This is a genomic window from Streptomyces sp. NPDC037126 (assembly GCF_055605965.1).
Map to the genome: position 1 here is coordinate 1 of NZ_JBVJTD010000016.1, position 11426 is coordinate 11426.

Annotated in this window: 11 protein-coding genes; 6 read left to right on the forward strand and 5 right to left on the reverse strand. The window is 71.8% G+C overall.

The features are described 5' to 3' along the window. Positions 1-608: 608 nt before the first annotated feature. Positions 609-1772 (forward strand): metallophosphoesterase family protein, encoded by a 1164-nt coding sequence (locus ACZ7FF_RS29895; protein WP_470815912.1) that lies wholly within the window; start codon positions 609-611, stop codon positions 1770-1772. A 72-nt stretch (positions 1773-1844) separates the two neighbouring features. On the opposite strand, the gene ACZ7FF_RS29900 is transcribed toward ACZ7FF_RS29895, so the two are convergent. Both ACZ7FF_RS29900 and ACZ7FF_RS29905 read right to left on the reverse strand, forming a co-directional pair. After that, on the reverse strand, positions 1845-2900 hold the full coding sequence (locus ACZ7FF_RS29900) for a zinc-dependent alcohol dehydrogenase family protein (protein ID WP_470815913.1): 1056 nt from the start codon (positions 2898-2900) through the stop codon (positions 1845-1847). A gap of 249 nt (positions 2901-3149) precedes the next feature. Continuing rightward, positions 3150-3560: a VOC family protein gene (locus ACZ7FF_RS29905; RefSeq protein ID WP_470815915.1), complete on the reverse strand. Its 411-nt coding sequence runs from the start codon at positions 3558-3560 to the stop codon at positions 3150-3152. 260 nt (positions 3561-3820) lie between these two features. On the opposite strand from ACZ7FF_RS29905, the gene ACZ7FF_RS29910 reads away from it, so the two are divergent. Further along, a complete protein-coding gene (locus ACZ7FF_RS29910; RefSeq protein WP_470815917.1) occupies positions 3821-5092 on the forward strand; it encodes a serine hydrolase domain-containing protein in 1272 nt (423 codons plus the stop codon). Between the two features lie 34 nt (positions 5093-5126). On the opposite strand, the gene ACZ7FF_RS29915 is transcribed toward ACZ7FF_RS29910, so the two are convergent. Then, the gene (locus ACZ7FF_RS29915; protein WP_470815919.1) at positions 5127-5711 is read right to left on the reverse strand and encodes a helix-turn-helix domain-containing protein; all 585 of its coding nucleotides are present in this window, start codon (positions 5709-5711) and stop codon (positions 5127-5129) included. Positions 5712-5828: 117 nt separating this feature from the next. Between ACZ7FF_RS29915 and ACZ7FF_RS29920 the strand changes: the two genes are divergently transcribed. The 4 genes from ACZ7FF_RS29920 (at position 5829) to ACZ7FF_RS29935 (ending at position 8593) form a co-directional block, all read left to right on the forward strand. Continuing rightward, entirely contained in the window at positions 5829-6665 is an 837-nt protein-coding gene (locus ACZ7FF_RS29920; protein ID WP_470816221.1) for an EamA family transporter, read from the forward strand. Positions 6666-6709: 44 nt separating this feature from the next. Beyond that, a complete protein-coding gene (locus ACZ7FF_RS29925) occupies positions 6710-7357 on the forward strand; it encodes an FMN-binding negative transcriptional regulator (RefSeq protein ID WP_470815920.1) in 648 nt (215 codons plus the stop codon). Between the two features lie 49 nt (positions 7358-7406). Beyond that, complete coding sequence (locus ACZ7FF_RS29930; RefSeq protein WP_470815922.1) at positions 7407-8114, forward strand: B3/B4 domain-containing protein; 708 nt, start codon at positions 7407-7409, stop codon at positions 8112-8114. A gap of 74 nt (positions 8115-8188) precedes the next feature. Beyond that, the gene (locus tag ACZ7FF_RS29935; RefSeq protein WP_470815923.1) at positions 8189-8593 is read left to right on the forward strand and encodes a hypothetical protein; all 405 of its coding nucleotides are present in this window, start codon (positions 8189-8191) and stop codon (positions 8591-8593) included. A gap of 266 nt (positions 8594-8859) precedes the next feature. On the opposite strand, the gene ACZ7FF_RS29940 is transcribed toward ACZ7FF_RS29935, so the two are convergent. After that, entirely contained in the window at positions 8860-10218 is a 1359-nt protein-coding gene (locus ACZ7FF_RS29940) for a Cys-Gln thioester bond-forming surface protein (RefSeq protein WP_470815925.1), read from the reverse strand. Positions 10219-10572: 354 nt separating this feature from the next. Beyond that, positions 10573-11031: a single-stranded DNA-binding protein gene (locus ACZ7FF_RS29945; RefSeq protein WP_470815927.1), complete on the reverse strand. Its 459-nt coding sequence runs from the start codon at positions 11029-11031 to the stop codon at positions 10573-10575. Positions 11032-11426 lie beyond the last annotated feature (395 nt).

The following is an 11426-nucleotide window of genomic DNA, read 5'->3' on the forward strand; positions in this document are numbered from 1 at the left end:
AGGCGAACAAGCCCTACAAGGTTTCCGATGTTGTCTAGGCCTACCGTCAAGCATCACCTGGGACCAGAACGTCAGCCATCAGCTGGGACTAGACAGGGATGAGGCGCTTGCCGTCGTGGCTGCGAACGTAGGGCAGTCAGATCATCGCGGTAGTGCCAGGCGCGCTCAGAACCTGCGGCACTCCGGGTCGTGGATGTCCTGGGCTGTCGGTCTGCGGGTGCGGCAAGGAGCCCACGTACCGTCCGCGAACACGGGCCGAACTGCGGGTGCGTCGGACCGTTGCCGCAAGGGACGGGCTGCCGCTGTCCGAGACGTTGTCCCGACCGGACCCTATGACCCCGCAGACGGGCTGACCTCACACCTCAGCGTGCCGGGCGGCGTTGTCCGATGAGGGCTGCTCCGACGCCGACGAAAGCACGCCCTCAAGGGCGGGCGGCCGCTGAAAACGACCGTCCAGAGGTCCCCTTGGACCCGGAGCTCCGTCAGGAACCGATGGACTTACCCAGCTGCGGACGGAGTTCACCGAGCCGTTGGAGCGCGTTTGTAGCAACTACCGGGCCGACTGCCTAGCGTGCGCTGGTCACCCCGGTACTTGGAAGGACACGCACATGAGACGCGCCACCAAGGTCTCCGCCGCCGCTGTCGGCCTGGCCGTCCTCGCGGTCACCGGCACCGCCGTCGCCGCAGCCGACCACAGCGACAACGACTGGCCCTACGCCCAGCACCGCGCGTCGTCGTACACCCTGGCGGCCGTCGGCGACATCGCCTGCGAGCCCGACGACACCGAGAACGCGGCCACCCCGGCGTCGCTCAAGTGCGGCAGCCCGACCCTGGGCGGTATGAGCGCCGAGTTCGCCACCGCCAAGCAGGCCACGGACATGCACCCCGACGCCGTGGCCCTGCTGGGCGACGAGCAGTACCAGGTCGGCAAGTTGAGCGACTTCGAGAAGTCCTTCGAGCAGGCGTGGGGCGGCCTGAAGATGCTCGAACGTCCGGCGCCGGGCAATCACGAGTACTACCCGTACGCCAAGAAGGGCGACAACGAGGCCGGGCAGAACGGTGCCGGCTACTTCGGCTACTTCAACGGCCACGACCAGGCCGGCACGCCGAACGAGCAGGGCCAGGCCGGCGACGACAGCGCCGACAAGCAGGGGTGGTACTCGTACAACCTCGGCAACTGGCACATCGTCTCGCTCAACGCCGAGTGCGACTCCGACGCGTTCAAGCACGACTGCTCCACGACGGACGACGGCCTCCTCGGCCAGGAGACCCAGTGGCTCTCGCGGGACCTGGCCGCCAACACGCGTCAGTGCACGATCGCGTACTGGCACCAGCCGACCTTCAGCGCCACGGCGACCTCGACCGCCACGGTGCCCGCGTCCGCGCCGGGCGCCGGCGGCACCGAGGGCGCGGCGGCCGACGCGTGGTGGAAGCTCCTCTACCAGCACCACGCCACGCTCGTCCTGAACGGCCACGAGCACGCGTACGCCCGGCTGCGCCCGATGAACCCGGCCGGCCAGTACGACCCGGCCCACGGCATCCCGGAGTTCATCGTCGGCTCCGGCGGCGAGGCCCTCGACACCCTCGCGGGCACGCCGGGCAACTACGACAACCCCAACGTGGTCACCGCCCAGGCCGGCGCCTTCGGTGGCATGAAGCTCACCCTCAAGTCCCACAGCTACAGCTGGGACTACAAGCCGGTCCTGCCCGGCCCCGGCTTCGACTCCACGGCGCTGCAGTACGACGATTCGGGCAGCGGCACCTGCAAGTGAGCCCGGCGTGGCCCCTCATCGGCGAAGGACCCGCCGGTGAGGGGCCGTACCGCGGGGCGTGACGGCCGCTTCCTACGTGTCCCCGGTTCGGTCGTCTTCGAAGACGAACAGCGGCTTGGTGCCATGGGCGGGTTTCTCGGCGAGGGAAATGGCTTCGGCGAAGCGTTCGAGCGGGAACGGGCGGCCCTCGGGGATGCTCAGCACCTCGTCGGCGACGAGACCGCGAACCCTGGACAGCGCGCGCAGCGCGTCCTCGGGTGAGGCGGCGCCGAACCAGCGGTTCAGCCAGAAGCCGCGGACCGTTTTCGTCTCGTAGATGACCGAGCGTGCCTGCAGCGGGATCGTCAGCGCTGCCGGGTCGGTCTGCCGGTGGGTGGAGAGCGCGCCGTAGACCACGAGCTCTCCTCCCGGAGCCAGCGCCTGGGACACCTGGGCGCCCACGGGGCCCGCGACACAGTCGACGGCCTTGCGCACGCCGGCCGGTCCCGCTGTCTCGGCCACGCGCTGCACCAGGTCCTCGTCCTCGGTGCAGACGACCACGTCACCGCCGAGCGCCTTGATCTCCTCGACGGCGGCGCGCCGCCGCACCACATTGATCGTGCGGATGCCCAGATGCCTGGCCAGCTGGATGACGAGCCGGCCGACGGTGGAGCCCGCGGCCGTCTGCAACAGCCATTCGCCGGGCTGTACGTCGAGTTCGCGCGTCACGAGGAGCAGCGCGGTCAACGGGTTGACCGCGAGCTGGCAGGCGCTGGAGTCGCTCAGATGGTCGGGGACCGGCAGGAGCCTGCGGGTGTCGGCGAGACGGTATTCCTGCCAGGTGCCTGCCACCTGGGGCCCCGGTACGGCCGGGATCGCGGCGGCCACCACCCGTTCGCCGATCTTCAGTCCGTCGGTGTCCGGGCCCAGGGCCTCGACGAGCCCCACGCACTCCATGTGACCCCCGACGGTGGGAAACTCGGCGGAGAAGCCGTAGCGGCCACGCAGCACGTGCAGATCGCTGGCGTGGATCGGGGTCGCCTTCACCCGGATCAGCGCCTGACCGGCTTCCGGCGTGGGAACGGGCCGGGTTTCCAGCCGCAGGACATCGACAGGCTCGCCGACCTCGGCGGCTACGAGCGCGCGCATGGATCGAGGCATCTTCGGCCCCCTTCACGCCTTCGTGAATCTGTCATTTCACGCTACGCCCGGCCCCGGAAAGATTCCCGGCGGCGGACGACGTGTGCCCTGGCCCGTCCTCGGCACCTGCCGCGGCCCCGGCGCCCTGACCTGCCGGGCGTGGTCGCGCGGCTGACCGGCGCCTTCACGACCGCTCCCCTCAGGTCTTCGCTCAGGCCTTACGCTCAGGTTTTCCGCTCGCGCGGGCCCTTTTTCCGCTCACGCGGGCAGGCTCAGTTGCCAGGAGACACCGAACCGGTCGTTGACCCAGCCGAACTTGGCGCTGAAGCCGTAGTTCCCGAGCGGCATGAGTGCACTGCCCCGCTCGGAGAGGGCCGCGTAGAGGCGGTCGATCTCGGCCTCGTTCTCGCACTGCACGAAGAGTGACATCGCGGGCGTGAAGGTGAAGTCGTGTTCCGCAGGGCTGTCGATGCACATGAACTGCCCGCCCGCGAGCGAGAACGTCGCGTGCTGCACGCTCCCCTCCTTGCCGGGGCCGTCGGTGCCGTAGCGGGTGATGCCGAGGACCTCGGCGTCGTCGAAGAGCGAGATGTAGAAGGTCATCGCCTCTTCGGCGTTTCCCTCGAACATCAGGAACGTGGTGATCTTCTGCGACGAAACGATCTCCATACCGTTTTCTCCTCCGGCGCTGTCGGACAGTCGACGCCCGGCAACGTTAGCGCCGGGACCGCGGGGTTCTCCGGATCATCCGGCTTCGATGCCCCAGGGCTTCGGCGACCCCGAGGTCCGGGCTGACCCTCCGTCACTCGTCGGGGTTCGATCAGGGGTCGCTCAGGGCCGTTCCCTGATGAGCCGGGGTGCCGGCGCGGCGGAGACTCGTGTCGGGCCGGCTGATCGCCGTCCCGGCCACGACGACATGGGGGAACACCGTGAACAGCTCCGCCCGACGCGCCCGTTGGACCACCCTGGCTGTCTCCGGCAGCGTGCTGATGACACTGGCCGCGGGCACGGCCGCTCCCGCCTCCGCCGCCACGTCGAGTCCGGCACGCGCGACCGCTCCGGGCGCGGCGGGCGCCGCCGCCTCCGCGCCGTTGCCCGCGCTGGATCCGAAGGCGCTGAAGGCGGCCATCGCCGGCCTGCCGAACGCGGACGTCACCGGCGCACTGCTGCGGATCACCGGCAGGTCGGGCCACTGGTCGGGCACGTCGGGCGTGGGCAACCTGGAGACCGGGCAGGGCGTGCCGCCCAACGCGCACATCCGCATCGGCAGCATCTCCAAGGTCTTCACCGCCACGATCGTCCTGCAGCTCGCGGCCGAGCACCGGATCAGCCTGGACGAGCCGGTCCAGCGGTATCTGCCGGGCGTCCTGCCCGCCGGTCTGCCGCCCGTCACGGTCGGCCAGCTGCTCAACCACACCAGCGGCCTGCCGCGGGGCGCCGACACCCCGGACTTCGGCGACGGCAGCCCCGAGTGGTTCGCCGCCCACCGCCTGAAGAGCTTCACCCCGCAGCAGGTGATCGACCTGATGGCGGGCCAGCCGATGCAGTTCGCGCCGGGCACCGCGCAGCAGTACAACGGCATGAACTACTACGTCGCCGGTGTGCTGATCGAGAAGATCACCGGGCACAGCTTCGCGGACGAGGTGCGCTCCCGGATCACCCGGCCGCTCGCCCTGCACGACACCTACGTGCCCGACGCCGACGACCCCCGGCTGCCGAGCCCCCATTCCGACGGCTATCTGACGGTCAAGTCCCCCGACGGCACCACGCATCCGGTGGACGTCACCGAGCAGAGCCCCTGGCCCTGGGCCGAGGGCGGGATGATCTCCACCCCCGCCGACCTGGACCGTTTCATCACCGCTCTGTTCCGTGGCCGTTTCCTCCCGCGGGCCGAGGAGGCCGAGCTGTTCACGGTTCCCGACGTTCCCAGCTTCCACAGCAGCCAGTGCCGGACCGAGACCGACGCCGGCCGGGCCTGCATGACCATGGGCCTGATGCGGGTCAAGGCGTCCAACGGCGTCGTGGTCTGGGGCAAGACGGGATCCCGCCCCGGCTACACCAGCGGTGTGTTCTCCACCCGCGACCTCTCCCGCAAGATCGTCTACTCCGTCAACCCGACCAACGTCGACGGCACCGAGATGCGCTACATCCTGCAGATCGCCGCCGCCTCCTTCGGCCCCCTGGTCCCGGCCAGGAACTGACCCCGGGCCCGGCACGTCCGGTAAGCGGCCGGGGTCAGGGCTGGGGCACGGGTCCGGGTGGCAGGTGGACCGTCATGATCAGGTGGCAGGTGCCGGAGCCGGAGCCGCGGTAGGTGTGCGGGGTGTCGCCGTCGAACGTGGCGGTCTGCCCGGCCTCGATGCCGTGCTCGGTGCCGTCGACGACCAGGGTCATACGCCCCGACGTGACGCTGACGGTCTCGACCACTCCGGCCTGGTGCGGGTGGCTGGGGTACTCCTCGCCCGGTTCCAGCCGCCAGCGCCAGACCTCGACGGGGGTCGGGCCCGACGTCGTCAGCATGAGACGGGCCTCGCTGCCCCGTTCCCCGGTCCACAGGGCGTCCACGGCCTCCTCGGACACGACGCGGACCTGGCCCCCGGAGGAGCCCTGCATCAGCGCGGACACCGAGACGCCGAGGGTGTCGGCCAGCCGGACGAGGGTGGCCAGGTTGGGGTTGCCCTGGGCCTTCTCCAGTCCCACCAGGGCGCCCTTGCTGACCTGGGCGCGGCGGCTCAGTTCCTCCAGGGACAGACCCGCGCGCGTGCGGGCCGCCCGGACGTTGTTCGCCACCGTCCGCAGGGCTGCGGCCGTCTCGGCCATGTGGTCTCCGTCCTCGGCACTGATCACTTCACTGCACCGCCCGGTCGATCGGTTGACACCGGCCGGTCGTTCTGTTGTACGGTTCGGTCGTTCCAATGATAGGGGATGCACCGAACCGTGATCGCTCTGCTGCTGGCCCTGGGCAGCTCACTCGCCTACGGATGCGCCGACTTCCTCGGCGGCCTCGGCGCCCGCAAGGCCCATGTGCTGCGGACCGTGCTGGTCGCGGCGCCGGCCAGCCTCGCCGTCGAGCTGCTGCTCTGGCCGGTCCTCGGCGCCTCGTTCAGCACCGCGGCCCTCGGCTGGGGCGCCGCGTCCGGGGTCGCCTCGGCCGCCGCGTTCGCCCTGCTCTACCGCACCCTGGCGATCGGCCCGATGAACGTGCTGTCACCGATCACCGCACTGGTGTCCGCCGCACTGCCCGTGGGGGTCGGTCTGCTGCAGGGCGAGCGTCTGGCCATCGCGGGGCTCATAGGCCTGCCGCTCGCGCTGGTGGCGGTGGTGCTGGTCAGCGCGGGACACGGTGCGGGCTCGGCACGCCCGTCGCGTACGGCGCTGCTGCTGGCCTTCGGCGCGGGCGCCGCCATCGCCCTCCAGCTGGTCTTCCTGCACCAGACGCCGTCCGACAGCGGGGTGGCTCCGCTGATCGTGGGCCGGGCGGTCTCCTCGGCCGTGGTCCTGGCCGCGGCCGGAGTGCTGCGCCACAGGCTGGGCTCCGCGCGGCCTGCATACTCGATGTCGGCGGCCGCGGGAGTGCTGGACTCGCTGGCCAACCTGCTCTTCCTGCTCGCCGCCCGCGGCGGGGACCTCACGGTCGTCGCCGTGATCACCGCCCTCTACCCGGCCGGCACCGTCCTGCTCGCCCGTGGTGTGCTCGCCGAACGCATCCACCGCGGACAGCTCGTCGGCCTGGGCACGGCCGCCGTCGCCGTGAGCCTGCTGGCCCTGACCTGAGCACCTCCCCGCCCCACCCGCACCACCGAACCGAGGAAAGCGGCATGCTGATTCACCCCTGGGACGCCGGCCTGGACGAAGAGGAATGGCAGACCTGGATAGCCGAGGGCCACGACTTCGGACAGCTCGGCGTCAACGGCCTGCCCGGCCGTCCGCCCGTCGTCGTACCCACCCACTTCGTCCGCGACGGCGGTGATCTCCTGGTCCACCTCGCCCGGCCCAACCCGGTCTGGCAGGCGATCGAGCACGACCCGAACGTCGTCCTCACCGTCATCGGCGACTACGCCTTCGTCCCCGGCCCCTGGCGCGCCCCGGCCGACACTCCGTCCCACGAGGGCGTCCCCACCAGCTACTACTCGGCCGTCCAATTCACCTGCCGGGCCGGCATCGTCGACGACCCCGAGGCCAAGGCCGAGCTGCTGCGGCGCCAGCTCGCCCACTTCCAGCCCGAGGGCGACCACGCCCCCGTCGCCGCCGACCAGCCGCCGTACGGGCGGATGCTGTCCGGCATACGAGGCCTGCGCCTGGAAGTCACCGAGGTACGGGCCAAGTTCAAGTACGACGACCACAAGCCCGTAGAGCACCGCACCGCCGTCGCCGACCGTCTCACCGCACGCGGCCAGGGCCTCGACCTGCCCACCGCCCGCCGGCAGCGCAGCCGCCTGGACCGCATGGGCCCCTGGAAGTCCTGAGCCACCGCCCTTCCACCCAACCGGCCCCAGGAAACGGAAACGCCCCCTCATGCCCGCATTCCGCATCGCCCCAGCCGTCGCGGACGCCTTCCCCGAGACCCTCGTCGCCCTGGTCACCGTCACCGGACTGCGCGGCCGTGAACCCTGGCCGCACACCGCGGACGCCCTGGAGGAGCTGGAGCGCCGGCTCGCCGACGGCACCTGGCACCCCGCCGACGAGAACGACCCCCGCGTCGAGACCTGGCACACGGCCTACCGCTCCTTCGGCACCAACCCGCGCCGCATCCGCCCCAGCGTCGACGCGCTCGGCCGCCGCCTCGCCAAGAAGGGCAGCCTGCCGCGCATCAACCCGGCCGTCGACTCCTACAACGCCGTCTCCGTCCGTCACGGCCTGCCCGCCGGCGCCTTCGACCTCGACCACGTCTCCGGTGACGTGGACATCCGCCCCGCGGACGGCACCGAGTCCTTCACCCCGCTCGGCGAACCCGGCACCGTCGAGAGCCCCAGGCCCGGCGAGATCGTCTACGCCGACACCGAGGGCGTGCTGACCCGCCACTGGAACCACCGCGACGCCCACCGCACCCGCGTCACCGAGGACTCCGCGCACGTCACCTTCGTCCTCGAGACCCTCCGGGCCGACCAGGACGGCGACCTCGTCAAGGTCGCGGCGGAGGAACTCCAGGGCCTGCTCGCCCCGCACGCCGACCGCACCGCCGTGCACTACCTCGGCCCGGCCCGGCCCCGCGCGGACGTCTGAGGCGCCGGCGTACTCGGGTGGAGTTGAGTACCCGTGCTCAGGCCGGCGACCGGGCGGGCCGCGACGCTTGAGGCATGAGCCGAGAACTGCGGAACCCCCTCTCCCCTCTTCTGTCGATACTCGGGCAGGCAGCGGCCGCGGCGGCGTTGTGGGCCGCGTGGCTGGGCTGGGACCAGCAGCGTGACGCGGGGCCCGACGGCACCACGACCGGGCCCTACGAGGCGTGGCAGGTGATCGGTCTGGTACTGACCCTGCTGGCGGCGGTGTGCTGGACGGCATCCCGGCGCCATGTCACGGGCGCCGTGGTCGGCACCTCGGGAGGCCTGACCGCCGCCGCCTGTTACGACTGGTCGGACGACTCCAGCGGCCTCTTCGTCATCGGTGTGGGCCTGGTCATGACGGGCAGCCTCGCCGCGACCGCCGTCGTCTCCGCCGTGATCTCCCGTGCGACACCTGACGGACGCCGGAGCGGAGTCTGACGGCACCCCGAGCCGCCACCCGCGCCCGGGTCAGCGGTCGGCGCCCCGCTCCTCTCGCGGAACCTCCCGGACATCGCACACCCGGTCGCTCCGGTCACGGGCCACGAAGGCCGGGCGGCCGAGGGCACGTCTCCGCCGTTCCGGACGCCCGGCACGAGGCCGGGTTCGCGTCCGACCGGAGGTCGCCGGACTCAGGTGGATCGACCCTCTGCGCGGCTGATTCGGGCCGCCGCCACCGGCCGCACCCGGGTGCCGGCCCGGCTCGGTCACTCGCCCGGCTGCTCCCGCTTGCGCAGCAGGACCAGGACCGCGCCGCCGATCACCACGAACCCGATGGCCACGCCCGCTATCAGCGGGGTGATCGCGGAGCCGCCCGTCGCGGCGAGGTCGGTGGCGTCCTCGGTGGCACTGGCGAGGGGGGTGGGCTCGCCCACGGTCTGGGCGGACTTCGTGGTGATCGTGCCCTGGGTCCGGCAGTCGAGGACACCGCTGAAGTGCCGGCTGAAGCCGTTCGGACCGGTGATCGTGAAGTCGTAGGCCTGGTCCTCCTGGAGCGGGACGCTCACCGTGCGGGTGGTGCCCGCGGGGATGGTGTGTCCGGAGCCCAGCAGGTCGAAGGTGAAGGGCTGGTCGCCCTTGTTGACGGCGGTGATGTCCACCGTGCCCTTGGCGCAGTTCTTTCGGGCCGAGACCGCCGGTACGGCGCCCTTGTCCGCCCAGGTGGCGGTCGTGGTCGCCGAGACCGCGGACTCGCTGGAACCGGCCAGGATCTGAGTCTGGCTGCGGGTGTCGGAGGCGAAGGCGCGGCCCACCGGGACGGTCGTCGAGGCCTGCAGGCTCAGCTCGGCGGAGCCGGACGTCGCGTCCTCGGGGACGTCGAAGTAGATGCGGCTGCCGTTCTTCGCCGACGTGAGCACCTTGCCGGTCCTGTCGATGATCCGCACCCCGCTGGTGGCCGCGTCCGCCGGCGGGATCACCGTGACGGAACTGGCGTTGGTGTGCACGGTCACCGGGCCGAGCAGGTCCCCGGGACGGCCGGAGACCGCGGGCGGGTCCAGGGTCAGGGAGGCCGGGGGCTCGGTGCTGTTCCGGGCGCTCTTCTGCAGGTAGTCGGCGAGCTTCTCGGCCTGCGGGTCCACGGCGTCGACCTTGGCGTGATCCGAGTAGCGCCAGATGGCCACCTGGGTGCCGGCCGCCGCGTCCTGCTCGGTGAGGGTGCTCACGCCGGCCCGGCGGGCGAGCGCGGCGAGATCGTTGACCTGGGGGTAGGAGTTGTCCAGGATCCAGCGGATGCGGCCGGCGTCCTTGTTGACGCCCAGCGAGGTGCCGCTCCAGGACGTCTCCTCGTACACGGCGTCGCGCTGGGTGGGGTTGTGCAGGTCGATGCAGTACGTCTGCAGGGTGCCGCCGCCGTCCACGGACATCTCGAAGAGCCCGGCGGCCACCCGCTGGTCGCCGCCGCCCTCGTGTATCACGGCCTCGCCGTAGGTCTTCAGGCCGTCGATCGTGGCCGTCGCGCCGCCCTGGGTCTGCGGTGTGCCGTCGGCCGCGGCCGTGCCCGCTCCGGACAGCACACCGGCCGCCACGAGGCCGGACACCAGCGTGGTGGCGGCGAGGCGGGTCACGGCGGTGGACCGACAGAACCCAGAGAGCGCAGCAGGCACAGATCTCCCCTTCGAGCAGGACCGTTGATGTGGGGGACGGTCCCACCAGCAGAATCAGCAGCCCCTTGGGGCACGCCCGGCATCCTATGGACCAGGCGGGACCTCACCTGCCGGTCCGATGATCCGATGGCCGATCCGATCCGCAATCGTTATCGCCGGGACCGTCCTTGAGCAGTGCATACCGACAAATCCCCCGGTCGGCGCGGGGTGTTCGTGACGTGCCGCACAGGCAGGGCGCGGTCCGGCAAAGGGCTGCCAAAGCCCTGCGGCCGTCCCTCCAGGCGGGGTTGACGTCGCGTCACCGGAGGCGTCAGGTCACGCCACCGGCTCCGCGACCGGTGGCGGCGGAACCTCCGCGGGCACCGGCGTCTCCCAGCTGGGCTCCGGGCGGGTCGCCGCGGGAGGTGCCTCCGGTTTCGCCGCGCGGCGGAAGACAGCGGTGCCCCGGGACAGGTCGTGGCCGATCGCCACGGCGTCGATGTCGGCCGAGGCCCACTGCTGCTGTCCCTCGCGCGCCTCCGTGCGCACCTTCAGCCGGCCCTGGACGACGACCGGCTGGCCCACCTCCACGGACGCGGCCACGTTCACGGCGAGCTGGCGGTTGGCCCACACCGTGAAGAAGTTGGTGTGCCCGTCCGTCCAGGTGCTCTTCTCCCGGTCCCAGTAGCGCGCGGTCACCGCCAGCCGGAACCGGGCCGACGGGCCCGCCGCCGACTCCCGGTAGACCGGCGGGGTCGCCACGTTGCCCACCACACAGACCACGGTCTCGTTCATGTCCTCGCTCCCCTCCCCCGCCCGGCGCGCTCCGGCCGGGCGGACGCGCGTACGGGCCCGTCCCGTACGGCGGTGTCTGCCGTGCGGGCGCGTACGACTGCCGTACGCGCCCGCACGTCCCGCCGACCGCGTGCGCCGTCCGCCGTCCCTCGGGACCCGGACCCGCCGCGCGATCGCCGTGACCTCAGACTGCCTCCGTCGGGCCGGGCCCGCCGAGCACTGTGGAAGGCCCCCTCACCTGTGGAAAACCCCGCCACCCACACGGGTGAGCGGGGCTCCCACACCCCCGTCGACCACCCCCGTCACTCGGCCGGACTCGCGGTCGCGTACCGCCCGTACCGCGGTCCCGCCGATACCGCCCGTACCGCTTGTCCCGCCTGTACCGCCCGTACCGC